This is a genomic window from Paenibacillus rhizosphaerae, from assembly GCF_014192015.1.
Classification (GTDB): Bacteria; Bacillota; Bacilli; order Paenibacillales; family Paenibacillaceae; genus Paenibacillus_AQ; species Paenibacillus_AQ rhizosphaerae.
Genome location: NZ_JACHXJ010000002.1, coordinates 1,042,056 through 1,060,703 on the forward strand (window position 1 = coordinate 1,042,056; position 18,648 = coordinate 1,060,703).

At 53.4% G+C, this 18,648-nt stretch carries 17 protein-coding genes; 12 read left to right on the forward strand and 5 right to left on the reverse strand.

Going from position 1 to position 18,648, the window contains the following annotated elements; genetic code table 11:
- Positions 1-46: 46 nt before the first annotated feature.
- The gene (locus FHS19_RS13380; RefSeq protein WP_183582288.1) at positions 47-1,276 is read right to left on the reverse strand and encodes an aminopeptidase; all 1,230 of its coding nucleotides are present in this window, start codon (positions 1,274-1,276) and stop codon (positions 47-49) included.
- A gap of 182 nt (positions 1,277-1,458) precedes the next feature.
- A complete protein-coding gene (locus FHS19_RS13385; RefSeq protein WP_183582289.1) occupies positions 1,459-2,691 on the reverse strand; it encodes an aminopeptidase in 1,233 nt (410 codons plus the stop codon).
- Positions 2,692-2,850: 159 nt separating this feature from the next.
- Here FHS19_RS13385 and FHS19_RS13390 point away from each other — a divergent pair, with 159 nt between their 5' ends.
- From FHS19_RS13390 to FHS19_RS13410, 5 genes are all read left to right on the forward strand, one after another.
- Complete coding sequence (locus tag FHS19_RS13390; RefSeq protein WP_183582290.1) at positions 2,851-3,123, forward strand: hypothetical protein; 273 nt, start codon at positions 2,851-2,853, stop codon at positions 3,121-3,123.
- Positions 3,124-3,179: 56 nt separating this feature from the next.
- Positions 3,180-3,848, forward strand: coding sequence for a sporulation-specific diadenylate cyclase CdaS (cdaS, locus tag FHS19_RS13395; protein WP_183582291.1), 669 nt, complete (start codon positions 3,180-3,182; stop codon positions 3,846-3,848).
- Positions 3,849-4,050: 202 nt separating this feature from the next.
- A complete protein-coding gene (lspA, locus tag FHS19_RS13400; RefSeq protein WP_221223914.1) occupies positions 4,051-4,503 on the forward strand; it encodes a signal peptidase II in 453 nt (150 codons plus the stop codon).
- A gap of 204 nt (positions 4,504-4,707) precedes the next feature.
- Complete coding sequence (locus tag FHS19_RS13405) at positions 4,708-5,961, forward strand: DUF445 domain-containing protein (RefSeq protein ID WP_183582292.1); 1,254 nt, start codon at positions 4,708-4,710, stop codon at positions 5,959-5,961.
- A gap of 26 nt (positions 5,962-5,987) precedes the next feature.
- Positions 5,988-6,896, forward strand: coding sequence for an aldo/keto reductase (locus tag FHS19_RS13410; RefSeq protein WP_183582293.1), 909 nt, complete (start codon positions 5,988-5,990; stop codon positions 6,894-6,896).
- Between the two features lie 138 nt (positions 6,897-7,034).
- Here the strand turns inward: FHS19_RS13410 and def are convergent, their stop codons facing one another.
- Positions 7,035-7,550 carry a peptide deformylase gene (def, locus tag FHS19_RS13415; RefSeq protein ID WP_183582294.1) on the reverse strand — a complete coding sequence of 172 codons (516 nt, stop codon included), beginning with the start codon at positions 7,548-7,550 and terminating at the stop codon, positions 7,035-7,037.
- 28 nt (positions 7,551-7,578) lie between these two features.
- Complete coding sequence (locus tag FHS19_RS13420) at positions 7,579-7,818, reverse strand: helix-turn-helix domain-containing protein (protein WP_183582295.1); 240 nt, start codon at positions 7,816-7,818, stop codon at positions 7,579-7,581.
- A 335-nt stretch (positions 7,819-8,153) separates the two neighbouring features.
- On the opposite strand from FHS19_RS13420, the gene FHS19_RS13425 reads away from it, so the two are divergent.
- The 5 genes from FHS19_RS13425 (at position 8,154) to FHS19_RS13445 (ending at position 15,553) form a co-directional block, all read left to right on the forward strand.
- The gene (locus FHS19_RS13425) at positions 8,154-9,848 is read left to right on the forward strand and encodes a M3 family oligoendopeptidase (protein WP_183582296.1); all 1,695 of its coding nucleotides are present in this window, start codon (positions 8,154-8,156) and stop codon (positions 9,846-9,848) included.
- 317 nt (positions 9,849-10,165) lie between these two features.
- Positions 10,166-11,326 (forward strand): type III polyketide synthase, encoded by a 1,161-nt coding sequence (locus FHS19_RS13430; RefSeq protein WP_183582949.1) that lies wholly within the window; start codon positions 10,166-10,168, stop codon positions 11,324-11,326.
- On the forward strand, positions 11,313-12,047 hold the full coding sequence (locus FHS19_RS13435) for an SAM-dependent methyltransferase (RefSeq protein WP_183582950.1): 735 nt from the start codon (positions 11,313-11,315) through the stop codon (positions 12,045-12,047). The genes FHS19_RS13430 and FHS19_RS13435 overlap by 14 nt, the downstream gene beginning before the upstream one ends.
- 142 nt (positions 12,048-12,189) lie before the next feature.
- Positions 12,190-13,332: an NAD(P)/FAD-dependent oxidoreductase gene (locus tag FHS19_RS13440; protein ID WP_246426561.1), complete on the forward strand. Its 1,143-nt coding sequence runs from the start codon at positions 12,190-12,192 to the stop codon at positions 13,330-13,332.
- Between the two features lie 40 nt (positions 13,333-13,372).
- Positions 13,373-15,553, forward strand: a complete 2,181-nt coding sequence (locus tag FHS19_RS13445) for an MMPL family transporter (RefSeq protein ID WP_221223915.1) — start codon at positions 13,373-13,375, stop codon at positions 15,551-15,553.
- On the opposite strand, the gene coaA is transcribed toward FHS19_RS13445, so the two are convergent.
- Entirely contained in the window at positions 15,539-16,459 is a 921-nt protein-coding gene (coaA, locus tag FHS19_RS13450) for a type I pantothenate kinase (protein WP_183582297.1), read from the reverse strand. The genes FHS19_RS13445 and coaA overlap by 15 nt on opposite strands.
- Positions 16,460-16,742: 283 nt before the next feature.
- Here coaA and deoR point away from each other — a divergent pair, with 283 nt between their 5' ends.
- Together deoR and deoC are read left to right on the forward strand one after the other, a co-directional pair.
- Positions 16,743-17,678: a DNA-binding transcriptional repressor DeoR gene (gene deoR / locus FHS19_RS13455; protein WP_183582953.1), complete on the forward strand. Its 936-nt coding sequence runs from the start codon at positions 16,743-16,745 to the stop codon at positions 17,676-17,678.
- 237 nt (positions 17,679-17,915) lie between these two features.
- Entirely contained in the window at positions 17,916-18,584 is a 669-nt protein-coding gene (gene deoC, locus FHS19_RS13460; protein WP_183582298.1) for a deoxyribose-phosphate aldolase, read from the forward strand.
- Positions 18,585-18,648 lie beyond the last annotated feature (64 nt).

The following is an 18,648-nucleotide window of genomic DNA, read 5'->3' on the forward strand; positions in this document are numbered from 1 at the left end:
AAAAACACCCCGTCGGTCATGGGACCGTCAGGGTGCTGCCAGAAAATTAAGCCCAGTTGCCGTTGACAAACACCGGCTCTTCTTTGCCTTCATGTGTAATTCCGGTAATGTTCATCTCGGGAGAACCCATCATGAAGTCGACGTGTGTAATGCTCTGATTCATGCCATGGGATTCGAGCTCTTCCTGGGACATCGTCTTGCCACCCTGGAGATTGAAGGCGTAAGAGCTGCCGATCGCCAGGTGACAGGAAGCATTCTCATCATACAATGTCGTGTAATACAGAATGTTGCTTTGCGAAATCGGAGACTGGAACGGAACTAGGGCCACCTCGCCAAGGTAGTGGGAGCCTTCGTCCATCTCGATCAGGCGTGCGAGCGTATCTTGGCCTTCTTCCGCTTTGTATTCTACGATACGTCCGTTTTCGAATGTCAGTGTGAAGCGGTCAATGATGTTGCCGCCGTAGCTGAGCGGTTTGGTGCTGCTCACGGTTCCGTTCACGCCGGTTTTAAGCGGGGCGGTAAACACCTCTTCGGTCGGAATGTTGGCGACGAATGTCGTTCCCTGCTCATTGACGCTGCCCGCCTGAGCCCAAATATGACCTTCGGGAAGCTCGATCGTCAGATCCGTGCCCGGTGCCGTAAAATGCAGCTTTTGATACTTCTTGGCGTTCAGCTCATCCGATTTTTTCTGCAGCGTATCGATATGCTCTTCCCAAGCGGCGATCGGATCCTCGCGGTCCGCGCGGCACGCATGGAAGATGGCGTCCCACAGCTTGTCGACCTGCTGATCCTTCGGCGCATCCGGGAAAACCTTCGCAGCCCAATCCGGGGAAGGGAAGGCAACGCCCGTCCAGCTCATTTTATCCGCCTGCTGATACTGGCGGTATTTCGCCATCGCCTGGCCGTAGGTGCGCTGATAATCGGAGATTTTTCCAGGCTCTACTCCTTTGAGCAGGTCCGGACTGGACGAGAGAACGGTCAGGAAAGCAGCTCCGTTCTCAGCCAGCTCGGTCATTTCCCCAGCGTACCAAGTCGGGGCTTCAAGGAAAGATTCCGCGGGTGCCAGATCGTACCGGAGCCGGGTGACCGCCTCGTCGGTATAGTTGACTTTGACGAGCTTGGCACCGATCTCGTACGCCTTGCGGACGATCAGGCGAACGAGCGGGGCGGCGTCGATCGTTGCGTTCACAACCAGCGTTTGTCCGGGCTGCACATTTGCGCCGATTTTGACGGCAAGCTCGGCATAATTGTTTAATTTGTCTTCAAAAGAGAGCATAGGCTCTACCTCCACGTATGTATTCAGTTCTTCCCCATTATAAATTAACCACTGGATAAATAAAACACCTGGCTACAAAAGAGCCCTCCTGTCATCGCTTCAGGAAGGCTCTTGCGGCTCCAATATTTCATCGTATGCAGAACAAGGATTTACAGCATTAATGGACCGATTGGAGTCAGTCCTTAAAATGCCCAGTTTCCGTTTTTAAATACAGGCTCTTCCGCCCCGTCGGCGTTTACACCGAAAATATCCATTTCGCCCGAGCCGATCATAAAGTCAACATGGGTCACGCTTGTGTTCAGACCGCGCTCAGCAAGCTGCTCCTGACTCATGTCCTTGCCGCCTTCAAGACAGAAAGCGTAGGCGCTGCCGATGGCCAGATGGTTGGAGGCGTTTTCGTCAAAAAGCGTATTGAAGTACAAAATGTTCGACTCGGAAATCGGTGATTGATGCGGAACAAGTGCGACCTCGCCCAGGTAGTGCGCGCCTTCGTCCATTTCGACGAGATGCTCCAGCGTTTCCTGTCCCTGTTCGGCGCTGACGCTTACGATCCGGCCATTCTCAAATGTAATGGAGAAGTTGTCGATGATGTTGCCTCCGTAGCTCAGCGGCTTGGTGCTGCGAACCGTGCCGTTTACGCCTGTCTTCAGCGGCGCGGTGAACACTTCCTCGGTCGGCATATTGGCGACGAAGCTGTGTCCCTTCTCGTTGATGCTCTCGCCGGCTGCCCAAATATGCCCTTCAGGAAGCTCGATGGTCAGGTCGGTTCCCGGCGCGATATAGTGGAGCTTTTTATATTTTTTGGCATTCAGGACGTTCGATTTGTCCTCCAGCGTGGCGAGATGCTGTTTCCAGGCGCCGACCGGGTCCTCCTGATCGATGCGCACCGTATGGAAAATAGCTTCCCACAGCTTCTGTACCTGCTCAGCTTCGGGAGCGTCAGGAAACACCTTTGCAGCCCATTCCGGCGAAGGGACGGCCACGATCGACCAGCTGAACTTGTCCGCCTGCTGGTAAGCGCGGTAGGGAGCCATTGCCTGGCCGCGTGTTTTTTGGTTCATGGCGATCCGTTCCTGCTTGATTCCCTTCAGCAAATCCGGATTCTCGGCAATCACGTGCAGCACCGCAGCCCCGTTTTCCACGAGCTCGATCATTTCCCCTGCAAACCATTTCGGTGCAATCGCGAAGACTTCATCGTCGGCCCGTTCATACTGCAGACGGGTAACGATTTCGTCGCTCCAATTGACTTTGACGAGCTTGGCGCCCGCATCATACGCTTTTTCCACGATTAAGCGGACAAATTCCGCCGACTGGATCGATGCGTTGACGACCAGCGTTTGGCCCTTCTGGACGTTGACGCCTACACGTACGGCAAGATCGGCATATTTGTTTAATTGACTGATGAAATCGGTCATGGATTCATCCCTCCAGATACTGGTTATCAACTGACACAAGTAGTATTGTACTAAATTGTTCCGCATAATGAAAACATAAGGTCTGCCGTTTGATGGAAACGGCCGCCTCCATGGTATACTATAGAATCAAATACACCACTTTGAAGGAGCAATGGATTCATGGACTTTACAATTATCGAAGCCGAGATGAAGCTGGACGAGGAACGGCATTACGTGGGGCACACCATTTTTACTTTGGAAGGGCATAAGTCCAAGTACGAGGTTACCTTCTTCAGCAAGAAAGGCAACGATTGGGATTACAGCCTGAACTATGCGGGCGAATCGGGCATAGAAGAGGAAATGCTTCAGGCCGATGCGCGGCTGGAAGAGGACGACGACCTGTTTGATGCGCTGCTCGATGCGGCGATGGATACGATGGAAGGCTCCGAATAAGCGGAAGGCTGGACGGAGCAGTCTATATTTTATGCCATAAGGAAAGGTGAGCCGACGTGAATAATGAAGATGAGCTGGGTTTGTCTGAAACGATACAGGTCCATCTGAAAAAGAGCCTGTCCACTATTAAGGCGGATATCGAGAACATGCTGGAGACGATCGATCAGAAGGAATGCTGCATTCTGAACGAGTTTGAGCAGATACACAGCGTCTTTACCGACATGCAGATGACGGCCGCATCCTATTATTTGAATGCCTATCTGTCGCCTTATACAGATCGCTACGTAGCATTGTCCACGGCGCTGCAGCATCTGTCGGAGCGGAATCACGGGGCGCTCATCGTCGTCAAAAGAAACGATGCGCTCCCGTCGCTGGTGCACTCCGGCATACCGGTCGGCGCGGACGTGTCGCATACCCTGCTGGAATCGATTTTTTATCCGGGGGGACCGCTGCACGACGGAGCGGTGCTGGTCGACAAGAACCAAATCGTCTCCGCAGGCAATGTGCTCCCGGTTTCCAAAGTGCTGCGCGAAGGGAAACTTGGAACCCGTCACCGGGCTGCAATGGGATTGTCGGAAATATGCGATGCGCTGATCCTTGTCGTTTCAGAGGAGACGGGCAGGGTATCCTTTGCGCTGAACGGAACGCTGTACCCGGTACGCCCGGGGGAAATGGATTCGCGGCTGGTGTTCAGCCCGGATATGGCGGTCCCTGGAGGGGATTGAAGCAAGGTTCGTGGAAGCCAGCAGCTGCTGGAGGAGAGTGAAACTTGTGTACGTAGAGCGATCTGACGCATAATGGACGTACAGGCATGTTCATGTCACCCTTTGAAAGGATCGCCATCGGCGTCTTTGCCCGTCTTGTTGATATCGCTGATCAAGGGAAAAGGAGACTACGGACACAGAGGGAAAGAGGTGCATCATTATTTTGTTTTACATCATATCGCTGATCGTCATTGCGATCGACCAACTGAGCAAGCTCTGGGTCCGCTCATCCATGGTGGTCGGTGGATCGCGGCCTTTTCTTGACCCGTACGTTCATTTTGAGTACTACCAAAATTCCGGAGCCGCGTTCAGCTCGTTCCAGGGCTACGGTAAATTATTTGTCGTGTTTGCGGTGTTTGTTACGGCCGTCATTATCTATTACCGGACCAAAGGCGTGCTTAAAGGGACCTGGATGGAACTCGCCACGGGCTTTCTCGTCGGCGGGGCGATCGGCAATGCGATCGACCGGGTGCTGTTCGGCAAGGTTACCGATTTTATCGTCCTCGGCCGCATGACAGGCATCATGAATATCGCGGATATTGCGATTAATATCGGCATCGTGGCCATTATCCTGTCCGTGATCTTCCGCCGCGAGCCTAAGCAATCTTATTCTTGATGTCCTGTTAGCCGGACCATCTGGAATAATCATGTGCAGACTGCAGACTCCCGGGAAGCCGGGAGTTTTTCGCGAGTCCGGGTTTTTCGGCTGTAAAAGAAACAAAAGGGCTACAATATGGTTAATAGTTTGATAGCGTGATCGGTCATTGAAGCAAGTCGAATCGACGCCATCATGGTATACGTACATATGGGGGTATGCAGATTGAAATCCAGATATTTGGCCGGGTATTCCCTGGCTGTTATGGGCGCGGGCTTTCTCGTAATGCTTTTCCTTCCGCAAAATTCGTGGGTTAAGCTGCTGCTGGGAGGCTTTGAAGCCGGACTCGTCGGCGGATTTGCCGACTGGTTTGCGGTCACCGCCTTGTTCCGCCATCCGATGGGGATTCCGATCCCACACACGTCACTGCTGCTCAAAAACCGCAACAAAATCGTCAATTCGCTCATTTCCGCAATGGAAACCGAGCTTCTGAACAAGGAAAGCATCACGTCCAGGCTTCGGCAGATGAAGCTGTTCCAATCCGTATCGAACGGGTTGTTCAAGCTGATCCGGCGGAAAGAGAACCGCATGAAGCTCCTGTCTTCGCTGGAGCAGGCCGTTCTTGAACTGCCGTTGGAGAAAGCGGCCCCACACATCCGGGACCTGGTGCTTCGGTACATTCATAGCCGGAACATAACCGAATTGTTAAACCGTGCAGTCAAAGAGACGGAAGCGCATCAGTTGGACGAGAAGGTATTGGACTACGGACTGCTGTATGCCGCAGAATGGGTGAACAACCCGGACAACGAAATGATGCTCGGCAAGCTCGCACATGCCAAACTGGACGAGCTTCAGCTTGGAGGAATGAAGGGATTTGCCGTGCAGGCCATGCTGGGCTTTATGAACGAGGAGAAAATGGGAGCGATTCTGAAAAAGCTGATCCTCTCGGCATTGCTTGAAGTGGCGAATCCGGAAAGTCCATACCGGGAACGGATTGTCAAAGGTATTCGGGAGCGTTTGGCCCAAGTGGCGGACAGTCCGGAAACGGAAAGCCGCGTAAAGAGCTGGCTGGATGACAAGCTGAGCTCGGAGAACGCGGAAGCATGGATTGCCGGCCAGCTGAACCATTTGCGTGAACGTATGCTGCAGTGGCTGGAAGCCGAACGGGAGCGCGGCGGGCGTATATGGATCCGTCTGTTCCGCTGGTGCCATGATTTATTGCAATCCAAGGAAGAGTTAACCCACCGGTGGGAACAAGGAATTCTGGCAATGATCGTTCAGCTGGTGGAATCCAATTATTACCGGATCGGCGTGCTGGTTCGGGAAAATCTGGACAAGCTGGACGATCGGACGCTCGTCAACATGCTGGAGGAGAAGGTCGGCAGCGACCTGCAGTGGATCCGGGTAAACGGTGCGATTTGCGGATTCGTGATCGGTATCGTGCTGAGCGCCATTCATTTGTTGATTCTAAACGGGTAATTCAGGGGAAGGAACAGGTGAGGATAATGAAAAAGAACCAACTGGGAACATCGGAACTGAACATCAGCGAGATCGGGCTGGGCTGCATGTCCTTGGGAACCGACGAGGCGCATGCTGAGCGAATCGTGCACACGGCACTGGAGCGTGGCGTGAATTTTTTGGATACTGCAGATCTCTACGACAGCGGCAGAAATGAAGAAATTGTCGGTAAGGCGATCCGCGGACGCCGGCAGGACGTTGTTCTGGCAACGAAGGTAGGAAACCGGAGAATTCCCGGTAAAGAGGGCTGGGTATGGGACCCATCCAAAGCGTATATCCGCTCTGCGGTAAAGGAAAGCCTTCGCCGCCTCCAAACCGATTATATCGATCTGTACCAGCTCCATGGCGGTACCCTGGATGACCCGATTGACGAGACCATCGAAGCGTTTGAAGAGCTGAAGCAGGAAGGCGTGATTCGCTATTACGGCATCTCGTCGATCCGTCCGAACGTGATCCGAGAATACGTAAAGCGTTCCGGGATCGTCAGCGTCATGAGCCAGTACAGCATTCTGGACCGCCGACCGGAGGAAGAGGTGCTGCCATTACTGGCCGATAACCATATCAGTGTCATCGCCCGCGGTCCGGTGGCTTCCGGTGTGTTGACCGAGCAGGGAGGAGCGAAGGTGGCAAAGGGGTATCTGGATTACAGTCCTGACGAACTGATACAGATCCGCGAGCACATGCAGCGCCTTGTCAAGAAGGAACGGAGTATGGGGCAGACCGCGATCCGGTACGCCTTGGCGAATCCGGTAGTGGCGACGGCCATCGCAGGGGCAAGCTCCCTGGAACAGCTGGTCCACAATACTGCGGCTGGAGACGCTCCGGCGCTCACTAACGAAGAAATCGAACAGATCCGCAGCTTTAGTAAGGATAATCAGTATACAGCGCACCGTTAATTCCAATTTTTGCATTATTTTTCTTTATAAAAAGGAGCCGTCCCCTGGTCGTGAATGACCTTCGGACAGCTCCTTTTCATATATAGAGACTTGTAAAGAGACTCAATTGAGCATCAATAAGGGCTTAAAACTGCAAGCTTATACGTTCTGAGTCAGCTTTAAGGCGGCCATCAAATCTGCTCGGCGTTCCGTCCGATTGACAAACAGCTCGCCGTTTTGGATATGATCGATGTACAAAATACCGTCGAGATGATCCATTTCATGCTGGATACAGCGCGCCAAATAATCCTCTGCCTCCATCACGACCGTTTTGCCTTCACGGGTTAACGTACTGATCTTTACGTATTTCGCCCGCTTCACGATGCCCGTATACCCGGGGTAGGATAAGCAGGCTTCCGGTCCGAGCTGCTCTCCGGCGTGCTCCAGCAGCACCGGATTGATCAGCTCAATGAGCCCATCCCCGCAGTCCATGACGATCACCCTGCGGAGAATGCCGATCTGCGGTGCGGCCAGGCCGGCTCTGCCTTCTTCCGCATACAGGGTGTCCGCCATATCATCCAGCAGCTTGTGGATTCTCGGCGTGATTTCCGTCACGGGTTTGGCTGTTTTGCGGAGAATCGGATCTCCGAAGGGAAGAATTTCTTTTTCCGACATGCTTGTTACCTCCAGTTCCAATAAACGTCTATGCCCCTCTAACGCTCGATGGGGTGTGATGCCATAAGTCGCTAGGAGTACAATCGAGAGCCGTGCACAGCGCATCCATCGTATCGGCTTTCATCTGCTTCGGGTTGCCGTTCAGCAGGGCGCTGATCGAGGGGGGAGACAGCTCGTAGCCGGCTTTGTCTTTCAATACACGGGCCAGTGCGGCTCCCGTCCATATTCCGCGTTCTGCCATCACTTGGCGAAGCATCCATATGAGCATCGCTTTCTAACCACCTTTGTATGTTCAATATATGTATATTCGACTATTTAGGTGTTACCTAAATTTTTTAGGTAAGAACTAATATAACACGACCGTTGGCAAAAGGGAAGAACCGGGATATAAACAAAATGGGCGGTCATTAAGTTGTAATCCTCGGAACCTTGCTATCCGATTCCCCTGTAAAATATAGCCATTCCATGTAGAGGGAATTGTAGAATTTTGACTGACGGGAAGTGCTTTCACGAACATTAAATTTTTTTTGACGTATCTGTTGTCTAAGCCTGATTCTCTAGTATAATGGTAACGAAAGCCAATCAAGAAGGGATGCGTGATGCATGAAGTTCAGCGAGTACGAATACAAGCGGCCAGACGTGAATGAAATTGAACAACGGTTTAAACAACTGATCCAGCAGTTCGAGCAGGCGGCTTCCTTTGAAGAGCAGGACAAGGCCATGTCCGATATCAACAAGCTGCGCAGCGAATTCGATAGCATGGCAGAGATTGCCGTCATTCGCCATTCCATCGATACGAACGATGAATTTTATAAGGCCGAACAAGAATACATCGATGAAGCGAGTCCGGTTTATCAAGAATACATAACCGATTATTACAAGGCGCTGGTCGAGTCCAAATTTAGAAGTGAACTTGAAGCCAAGTGGGGAACGCAGCTGTTCAAGCTTGCCGAGCTGGCGCTCAAGTCCTTCCATCCGGATATCATTGAGGACATGCAGCTCAATAACAAGCTAGCCACCGAGTACAGCCAGCTGATCGCCTCCGCGAAGATTCCGTTTGAAGGCGAGGAGCGGACGCTGTCCCAGCTGCTGCCGTTTGAGCTGTCGCCGGACCGCGACTTGCGCCGGAGAGCGTCGGAAGCGAGATATTCCTTCATGGCGGAGCATGAGCAGGATTTTGACCGGATCTACGATGAGATGGTGAAGACCCGGACTCGGATGGCCCAAAAGCTCGGATATAAAAATTACGTGGAGCTTGCCTACATCCGCATGAACCGTACAGATTATGATGCCGACATGGTGGCCAACTTCCGGAAGCAAGTGCTGGAACACATCGTACCCGTAGCCCAGAAGCTGAAGGAACGCCAGCGCGAGCGGATCGGCGTCGATTCCCTGCGGATCTATGACGACAATTTCAGCTTCAAGACCGGGAACGCGACGCCGAAAGGGGATGCGGACTGGATTCTGGAGCAAGGGAAGAAGATGTACGCGGAGCTGTCTCCGGAAACCGACGAATTTTTCAAATTCATGGTAGACCGGGAGCTGATGGATCTCGTCAGCAAAAAGGGCAAGCAAAGCGGCGGATACTGCACGTTTATCAGCAAATACGAATCGCCGTTCATTTTCTCTAATTTCAACGGCACTTCCGGAGATATCGACGTGCTCACGCACGAAGCCGGCCACGCCTTCCAGGTCTACTCCAGCCGCCATCATCAAGTGCCGGAATACCTGTGGCCTACGTATGAATCGGCCGAAATCCATTCCATGAGCATGGAGTTCTTCACTTGGCCGTGGATGGAAAACTTCTTTAAGGAAGACACGGAGAAATACCATTTTGACCATCTGTCCAGTGCGCTTCTCTTCATTCCGTATGGGGTATCCGTCGACGAGTTCCAGCACTTCGTGTATGAGAATCCGGATGCGACGCCGGAGGAACGCAAACGCGCTTGGCGCGAAATCGAGAAGAAGTATTTGCCGCACCGGCAGTACCCGGACAACGAATACCTGGAACGGGGTGGCTTCTGGCACAAACAGGGGCATATCTTCCAGAACCCGTTCTATTACATCGATTATACTTTGGCGCAAATTTGCGCGTTCCAGTTCTGGAAGAAGATGAACGAGGACCGCGAAGCGGCTTGGGCGGATTACCTGAGACTGTGCCAGGCGGGAGGAACCCGCTCCTTTACGGGCCTTGTGGAGCTGGCCGGGCTGCAGTCGCCGTTTAAAGACGGCACCGTCGCTTCGGTGATCGGCGTCATTGAAGGCTGGTTGAACAGCGTGAACGACAAAGCGCTCTAATACGAGTGATTAACAATAAAAATGTAAAAAGCAGGCATGGGGACTGGCCCCATGCCTGCTTTTTACATATGCCGTATTTTTGCTGCATACGTTTTCCGCCGACCGGAATCGGGTAAGCATCAGTAGCAGGCGGGGGTTCTCACTATATGCCGGAGGTTTATGTACAAGGCGACGCATCCGGTTTTTAAACCACATGAAGCAGGCAAGCAGGTATTTGTCCTAACGGAGCATATGCGTTATTACGGTGAATATACTTGTTCTAAGGCTTATGTGCGTAAGTGCGACGTAAATGAATGAATGGAGGTGATCTTTTGACGATGATCAGTGACCATGGTGAAGGCAGGGCATTGATTCAGGGCATTGGTACGGCGCTTCCGCCTCACCGCCTTTGCCAGGATGACGTATTTGCCAAAATCGAAGCTTCGTTAAGGGAAGATCCCCACGCTCTAAGGTGGGCGAAAAGAATATTCAAGCAATGCGGAGTCCAGGTCAGGTACACCTGTGAGGAGGATTTCCTCAAACCTGCCGATCAGTGCACATACCTGTCCACGGACAAGCAGCAGGCTGCTCCTGCGACATCAAAGCGGATGGAGGTGTACCGGAGAGAATCGGTTCCTTTGGCAGAGAAGGCGGCGGAAGAAGCCCTGCGTGATGCGGGGATGAAGTCTTCCGGTATCACCCACATCCTGACGGTAAGCTGTACCGGTCAATTTCTTCCCGGATTAGACACCTTTTTGATTCACCGGCTTGAACTGTCACCGCGGATTCAGCGGATCCCGCTCACCTTTCAAGGTTGCGCCGCTGGTTTGAGAGCCATCCAGTTAGCACAGCAAATCGTATCCGCGAGCCCGGCCGCAGCGGTGCTCATCGTTTGCGTCGAACTGTGCACCATCCATTTGCAGCCGTCGGGATCCCGTGAAGCCTTGTTCGGTGCTTCATTTTTTGGGGACGGGGCTTCGGCATGTATCGTCAGCTCCGGCCAAGCCGATCAGCAGGGAGGGTTCCAGCTCGGCGGAGGGCACTCTGTGCTTCTTCCGGACTCTGCAGACGAGATGATTTGGGAGGTCGGGGACACCGGCTTTGATTTATTTCTCTCCCCCAACATTCCCAAGCTGCTTCGGGCGTTCCTGCAGGATGAAGTGGATCGGCTGCTGGGCGGAGAGGCACTTCCGCCATTATGGGCGATTCATCCGGGAGGCCGGGGCATCGTAGATGCCGTCCAGGATTTGTTCGGACTGGACGACAGCCAGACTGAATTCAGTCGGAACGTGCTGCGGGACTTCGGGAATTTATCATCGGCGACGCTGCTCTTCGTACTAAAAGGAATGAGGGAGCGTTTGAGAGAACAAGGCGAAGGCGAACGGTCCGGAGTGGCCCTGGCGTTTGGGCCAGGCTTGACTGCAGAGCTCCTTCGATTTACGTATGTTCCTTCAGTCGTCATGAAACGGGAGTCGAGTTATGAGTATGCCGGCCATTAAGCGTTTAAACCGGCGGGCGGTGGAAGAGGAATACATGGACGACTTCAGCAAGGGCGGCGACGAGCTGCTTGAAGCGCTGCGCCATTTGCGGCGGCTGAACCGGATCTTTGGTGCTTCGTCTCCATCCCTGTATGGGTTCAAGCAGTTGTGGCATCAATTCGGCAGACCGGACAAGGTATCGGTGCTGGATATTGGCGCCGGATCGGGAGACGTAAACCGCCGCATATTGCGTTGGGCTGCCCGAAACGGGGTCGATGTCCGGATTACATTGGTGGATATTACGGAAGAAGCCTGCGAGGAGGCAAGAAACCTGTACAAGCAAGTCCCGAATATTACGGTTAGACGCTGCGATTTGTTTGACCTTCCAGAAAACAGCGCCGACATCGTCATGTCTTCTCAATTCCTCCACCACTTTGACGACGTACGGCTCCCCGAAGTGGTGGGGCAGATGCTGAGGGCATCCCGTCTGGGTGTCGTGATCAGCGATATTCACCGGCACTGGGTTTCGTGGTCCGCCGTTTGGGTCGTGGCACATCTGGTTTCAGGCAACCGGTATATACGGCATGATGGTCCGTTGTCGGTTGCGAAGGGCTTCAAATCCTCCGATTGGATCAAGCTAAGGGAGCGGCTGCAGGAGCAGGAGGGGAAAGCGGACTTGTTGTACAGCTGGAAGCCGTTATTTCGTTATGTGGCCGTTGTCCATAAAACGGGAAAAGTATAAGTGCGTGTTCAAAAAGGTCGGTTTCAGCACCGAATTTTATGCTTCCGATGTGTGTTTTTTCAAAACACTTGAATTGGATGAACCTAGATCAAAAGTGGACTTGTTGAACAATTCTATAAGACAGCGAAAGGAGATGATTCCCATGCCGGACGCGGTCGTGATCGGAGCTGGCCTTGCCGGCTGCAGTTTAGCTATCCGGCTGTCCGCCCAAGGGTGGAAGACCGTGCTCATAGACCGTCAATATTTTCCCCGTCATAAGCCGTGCGGGGAATTTCTGTCTCCGGAGGCGAGGGAGACGCTGGCCAGTCTTGGTGTAGCGGAGGCTGTCGAGCGAATGGAGCCAAATCCGATTCACCGGGCCCGCCTGGTGCTGAGGCATGGACAGGCGCTGGAGGCAGCGCTTCCCGGCACAGGCTGGGGCATCAGCCGGTATACGCTGGATGCCGGCCTGCATCGGGCTGCAAGGGAGGCCGGTGTAGAGATACAGGACGCGACAACGGTCACAAGCATTCATGCCCGTGAGGATGGCGGCGGATATATCGTCGGAACCCGGACTGGCGGACTTTGCGATACGCTGGAGGCGAGGGCGGTCATCGCTGCATGGGGCTGCCACCGCCGGCCGGATTTGATCGATTATGAAGAAACAGGGCAGGACGGACATGCCTACATCGGGATAAAAACGCATATGACCGGGCTCACAGGGACGGAAGCCGTGGAACTCTATCTGGTTCCGGGAGGCTATATCGGGATCGCCCCGGTGGAAGCGGGAACTTATAATGTAGCAGCACTTCTGCGGCGGGACCGGTTGAAAGGCGCGGGTGTGAAGATGAAGGAGCTGCTGGATTTTGCGGCAAGCGGCAATCCCATCCTTGCCCGCCGATTGTCGGAAGGAACGCCGACCGACGGGACGATGATCTCGACCGCGCCGGTATATTTGTCCCGCCGGCCACAGCCTTGGCGGATGATTCCGCATGCCGGAGATGCCTGCGCTATGATTCCGCCACTTTTCGGAGACGGGATGAGTGCCGCCTTACGATCCGGCATTCTGTGCGCCTCTTTTGCCGACCGCTATTTGCGGGGTGAGCTGAGCATGCCGGACTGGGAGCGGCTGTATACCGAAGCCGTACACCGTGAATTCAGCGGTATTTTGCGAAAAGGGCGTTACTTGCAGGCGATCAGCGGCCGGCCCGCCGCCGGAAGGATTCTGTCAGGCTTTGCCCGGCTGTTTCCACCGGTCGCCGATTCATTGGTCAAAGCGACGCGGCTGAAGAACACCTTGTCCTGAGCAGACTGCAGACCGCATGCCGACAGGAGGAGGGAATCGGGTGATTTACCGTTTTATAACCGGACTTGTTCTCCGATATCCTGCGTGGGTGCTGGCATGCTGGACTGCGCTGCTCGTCATCTGCGGTTCGGCCGCGATATCACTGCCTTCCCTCTTGAAGGATCATGGGCTGCGTACGGAGGGGACTTCCACACAGGTCGAGCGGATCCTGTCGGAAGTATACCATATCCCCCGTGATCCGGCCGTTATCGTCTTCCAGCGGGAACCCGGAGCGTCCCGTGTTATGTTTGAAGCGGGAATCCGGGCGGTATTGGAGCAGCTCCGGCGGATGGACGGCAACCTGACCGTCATTTCGCCGCTGGATCATGAGCGGATGATGGACAACCAAGCTGCCTATGCCCTTTTGGGCTTGAACACCCGGGATCAGACTGCCGGGACGGTGCTTGACGCCATTCGGACAGCCTTGCCCGAATGGCCTGGTGTGAAAATCACGCTGACCGGCAAACCTGTCGTACAGGACGATGTCAACCGGGCGAGTATGCATGATTTGAAAAGAGCGGAGCTGATCGGTCTGCCGCTGGCTTTTCTGATCCTGTTCTACGCGTTTGGCGGGTGGATCTATGCCCTAATCCCGATCGCTGCAGGGTGTACGGCCGTGGGCGTTTCGATGGGCATCCTTTATTGGCTTGGGAGCGGCTTGCAGCTGGAACTGTCCAATTTTGTGCTGAACGTCATTCCCATGGTCGGCCTGGCGCTCGGCATCGATTTTGGGCTGATTCTGGTCAGCCGCTTCCGTGAGGAGTGGGGAGCGTCAAGCGGCCGCTTAGAGCTGGCGCTGTCCGTCACCCTTAGGCAGGCGGGCAGGGCTGTGATCTATTCGGCCGCCTGTGTGATCCTGGGATTGATCGCCATTACTTTCATCCGGATGCCGATGTTCCGGTCGGTCGCCATCGGTGCAATGGTCGTCGTTTTTGTATCGGCCCTGGTGAACTTAACACTTGTGCCGGCCTTTTTAACGCTATGTTCACCCGTGATCCCGATTCGGCGGAATTCCGCAGTAGCAGCAGATACCAGGCCCGGATTGATGCAGCGGTGGACCCGCTACGTCATGCGGCGGCCTGTCCGGATGATGCTGGTTTCCGCGGCGCTTCTGCTGACCAGCATCCTGCCGATTCGCTACCTGCAGACCTCCGTTCCTGATGCATCCTCCCTGCCGTCAAGCTATCCGTCGCGGCTCGGTGCGGAGCTGGTGGATTTCCGTTTCAACGCCCCCTTTACATCGGTAATCCCGCTTGTGGTGCTGGGACGCGGATATACCTTATCTGCAGAGGAATGGAGGGCAGCTTACGGGCTGTGGCAGAGGTTGAAGATGGACCGGGATGTGCTTCAGGTCGACTCCATTTTTTCCTATATCCCAACGCTTAATGATCAGCCTGGGGTCCCGTTAAGCTCTAAAATGCTCCAGCAGCTGCCGCAGAATACGAGCCAACCGCTCGTTCGTGAGGGTACGCTGCTGATGTCAGTGACGCTTCAGCCAGGCATGGATGCCAAGCAGACCGAGGCATGGCTGGAAAAATGGGAAATTCAGGGACAGAATGAGAGGAATATTCGGATATTGCTTGGGGGAGAGGCCAAGTACAGGCAGGAAGTGAGCGATGAAATCAAGGCCAGGATTCCTTCGGTGCTTCTCTGGATGGCTATAACCAATTTTGCCGTGCTGTTCGCAGGTTTTCGTTCGATCATCATTCCGCTTAAAGCACTGCTGATGAACATGCTCAGCCTTACCGCGTCGTTCGGCGTGCTGGTGTACTTTTTTCAAGAAGGGATGCTGGGAGCCGGATCAGGCAGCATCGCTGTCATGATCCCGGTCTTTATCTTCGGGTTGGTGTTCGGGGTCAGTATGGATTACGGCGTTTTCCTTCTGTCCCGAATGACCGAGGTGTACCATCGCACGGGAAATGCGGAAAAGGCGATAGCTGCGGGACTCTCCTCCACGGGGAAAGTGATCACCTCAGCGGCAGCCATCATGATCGCCGTCACTTTGCCGTTTACCGCAGGGGACGTGGAAGGAGTCAGGCAGCTCGGATTCGGTATCGCTGCGGCGATCCTGATCGACGCGACGCTGATCCGCTTTATGCTCGTTCCAGCGTTAATGAAGCTGATGGGGCATGTCAATTGGTGGCTGCCGCATCCGCTTCGCCGCTGGTTATTTACGGAGTAACACCTGCTGGATCAGATGATCCGGCCCTTTTTTTAAGATCAGCTTGGCACGCGCCTTCGTAGGCAGAATGTTCTCCAGTAAATTTTTCAGATTGATCGTTCTCCAGATTTCCGACGCATTCTGCACCGCTTCCTCTTCGGAGAGACCGGCAAATTTGTGGAAGTAGGACCTTGGATCTTGGAAGGCGGTATCGCGCAGCAGTTGGTAACGCTCGATATACCAGCTGCGGATATCCTGCTCCTCGGCGTCGATGTAGATCGAGAAATCAAAGAAGTCGCTGATAAAGACCGGCGCCTCCGTATTGACCTGAAGGACGTTAATACCTTCCAGAATGAGGATGTCCGGCTGGTCGATCAGCTGCTCCTCGTCCGCTAGAATATCATAGGCCAGGTGCGAATAGACCGGGGCCTTCAGCGCAGGCTGACCGGATTTGACGCTACTGATAAACTGCATCAGCTTTTTGATGTCGTAGCTCTCCGGAAAGCCCTTTTTATTCATGATGCCTTTTTCCTCTAAGACGCGGTTCGGGTACAAAAAACCGTCCGTCGTAACCAGATCCACGCGCGGATGCTCCTGCCATCTGGACAGCAACGTCTGCAGCAGGCGTGCGGTCGTGCTTTTGCCTACGGCTACGCTGCCGGCGATCCCGATAATATAAGGCGACTTGGGAGCTCGGATGCCGGTGAATGTGTTCATCTTTTCTTGAAGCTGCTGGAAAGCACTTACATACAAATGGATGAGGCGGGTCAGCGGAAGATATATGTCACGCACTTCCTGCAGCGAAATTTTCTCGTTCAAGCCTTTGAGACGCTCAAATTCCTCTTCCGTCAGTGGAAGTGGCGAGTCTTCTTGTGCCGCCTTCCAGTCTTTACGGTCAAATGTATAGTAAGGGGAGTATGTGTTCATGGTACACTCGCTTTCTAAACAAAGTAGGGCCATGCCAAACCAGCTCCTGTCGTTTCAAGAGTATGTAAATGGGAAGTGGGTCCAAAATAAACTGTGACACTGCGCGTTACTAATGCGAACTGAATTATAGCATGTTAAGCCGCTTAAATAAACCTTGGGGTTAAAAATGGATGCCTCAAAAACCGATGAATCGACAAAAGGGTTTGGGCTTTCGGGAACAAGAGGTATAATAGAATCAGTGCAAGCCAAATCATGCGAGAGCGGGACAAGTGAGCTGAAGACGATGGACATTGAAAGACAAAGATTAGCAATTGAGGCAGCCAGACTGTATTACCAGTCCGATTACAGCCAGCAGGATATCGCCGAGCGGCTGGGCGTTTCCAGGCCGACGGTATCGAGACTGCTTCAGCATGCCAAGGAACAAGGATACGTACGGATCGAAATTGTCGACCCTGGCGAGGATTTAAACGTACTGGGCCGGAAACTGAAGCGCAAATACGGCTTGGATACGGTACAGGTCTGTTATTCCCCGTTAAACCAGTACGAAGAAATCAAAAAGCATATCAGTAAAAAGGCAGCCGAATTTCTTCACGAGATTGTCCAGGACAAAGATATTATCGGGGTTACTTGGGGGACCACAATGCATGCGGTCGCGCTTCAGCTTGCGCCCAAGCAGGTAAAAGGCGTGGAAGTCGTGCAGCTGAAGGGCGGCGTCAGCCATTCCCACGTCAACACTTATGCGGCGGAGACGGTGAACCTGTTTGCGGAGGCTTTTCAGACCGTAGCGAGATACCTGCCGCTCCCGGTCATCTTCGACAACATCGAGCTGAAACGGATCGTGGAAGAAGACCGGCATATCAGCCGCATCATCGAGCTTGGCAAACAGGCGAACATTGCCGTGTTCACGGTCGGTACGGTTAAGGAAGACGCACTGCTCTTCAGGCTGGGATATTTTAACGAGCAGGAGCAGGATCTGCTGAAAAAGTCCGGTGCCGGAGATATCTGTTCACGTTTTTTTGATGAAACGGGCGAGATTTGCAGTGAGGAGATCAATAACCGGACGGTCGGGATCGACCTTCACGAGCTTCGAAAAAAGGAAAAGTCCATTCTGGTTGCCGGGGGAGAACGTAAAGTGGAGGCCATTCAGGCGGCGCTCGCCGGCAAATACGCGAACATTTTGATTACAGATCAGTTTACGGCACAGGCGCTGATCTCTTAGAAATCATCTATTTCATATGGTTTGCTTTTGTGAATTCCGTCCGGATTACATAGGGCGGATTTTTTTTGCGCACATTACCGAGTGAGGAGAACGAATTGTGAACATAATTTCACGATATATTTACATATGTTCAGGCCGGTGTTATGATAGTCGTGCAGCTTGAAAGAAAAGCTTTTCAATTTCTAGGAATTGGATAAATAAAAGAATAACCCATCATGAATCAAGGAGTGGATCAGAATGACAAATTTGGCGGGAATGATCGATCATACCCTGCTTAAGGCAGATGCCACCCGGGCCGAGATCAGCAAACTGATTGAAGAAGCGAAGAAGTATGAATTCGCATCGGTATGCGTAAATCCGACTTGGGTCAAATTCGCTGCAGAACAGCTGAAGGATTCCAAAGTAAAGGTATGTACCGTTATCGGATTTCCTCTGGGGGCCACAACTTCGGCCGTCAAAGCGTTTGAAGCGAAGGATGCGATCGCTGGCGGCGCGACGGAAGTCGACATGGTCATCAATATCGGCGCGCTGAAGGACGGCGAGGACGATCTCGTGGAAGCAGACATTAAAGCGGTCGTTGATGCGGCTGCCGGCAAAGCTCTAGTCAAGGTCATTATTGAAACATGCCTGCTGACGGACGAAGAGAAGGAACGCGCTAGCCGTTTGTCGGTTAAGGCGGGTGCCGATTTCGTAAAAACTTCGACGGGCTTCTCCACAGGCGGGGCTACTCCGGAAGACGTTCGCTTGATGCGCCAAACGGTAGGTCCGAATATCGGCGTCAAAGCATCCGGCGGCGTACGCAGTCTCGAAGATATGAACAAAATGATCGAAGCGGGCGCAACCCGTATCGGTGCAAGCTCAGGCGTAAAAATTATGGAGGGCGGCCAATCTTCAGCTTCCTATTAAAAAGGAAGAGAGACGGCGCTGCATGAAGTCCAGCATGAAATAACGGAAGCGGTACACATCGGAA

Bases quoted from the DNA above. Each gene is read 5' to 3' on its own strand.
- FHS19_RS13380 (WP_183582288.1), bottom strand. From the start codon at position 1,276: ATGCTCTCTTTTGAAGACAAATTAAACAATTATGCCGAGCTTGCCGTC.
- FHS19_RS13385 (WP_183582289.1), bottom strand. From the start codon at position 2,691: ATGACCGATTTCATCAGTCAATTAAACAAATATGCCGATCTTGCCGTA.
- FHS19_RS13390 (WP_183582290.1), top strand. From the start codon at position 2,851: ATGGACTTTACAATTATCGAAGCCGAGATGAAGCTGGACGAGGAACGG.
- FHS19_RS13410 (WP_183582293.1), top strand. From the start codon at position 5,988: ATGAAAAAGAACCAACTGGGAACATCGGAACTGAACATCAGCGAGATC.
- def (WP_183582294.1), bottom strand. From the start codon at position 7,550: ATGTCGGAAAAAGAAATTCTTCCCTTCGGAGATCCGATTCTCCGCAAA.
- FHS19_RS13420 (WP_183582295.1), bottom strand. From the start codon at position 7,818: ATGCTCATATGGATGCTTCGCCAAGTGATGGCAGAACGCGGAATATGG.
- FHS19_RS13425 (WP_183582296.1), top strand. From the start codon at position 8,154: ATGAAGTTCAGCGAGTACGAATACAAGCGGCCAGACGTGAATGAAATT.
- FHS19_RS13430 (WP_183582949.1), top strand. From the start codon at position 10,166: ATGATCAGTGACCATGGTGAAGGCAGGGCATTGATTCAGGGCATTGGT.
- FHS19_RS13435 (WP_183582950.1), top strand. From the start codon at position 11,313: ATGCCGGCCATTAAGCGTTTAAACCGGCGGGCGGTGGAAGAGGAATAC.
- FHS19_RS13440 (WP_246426561.1), top strand. From the start codon at position 12,190: ATGCCGGACGCGGTCGTGATCGGAGCTGGCCTTGCCGGCTGCAGTTTA.
- coaA (WP_183582297.1), bottom strand. From the start codon at position 16,459: ATGAACACATACTCCCCTTACTATACATTTGACCGTAAAGACTGGAAG.
- deoR (WP_183582953.1), top strand. From the start codon at position 16,743: ATGGACATTGAAAGACAAAGATTAGCAATTGAGGCAGCCAGACTGTAT.
- deoC (WP_183582298.1), top strand. From the start codon at position 17,916: ATGACAAATTTGGCGGGAATGATCGATCATACCCTGCTTAAGGCAGAT.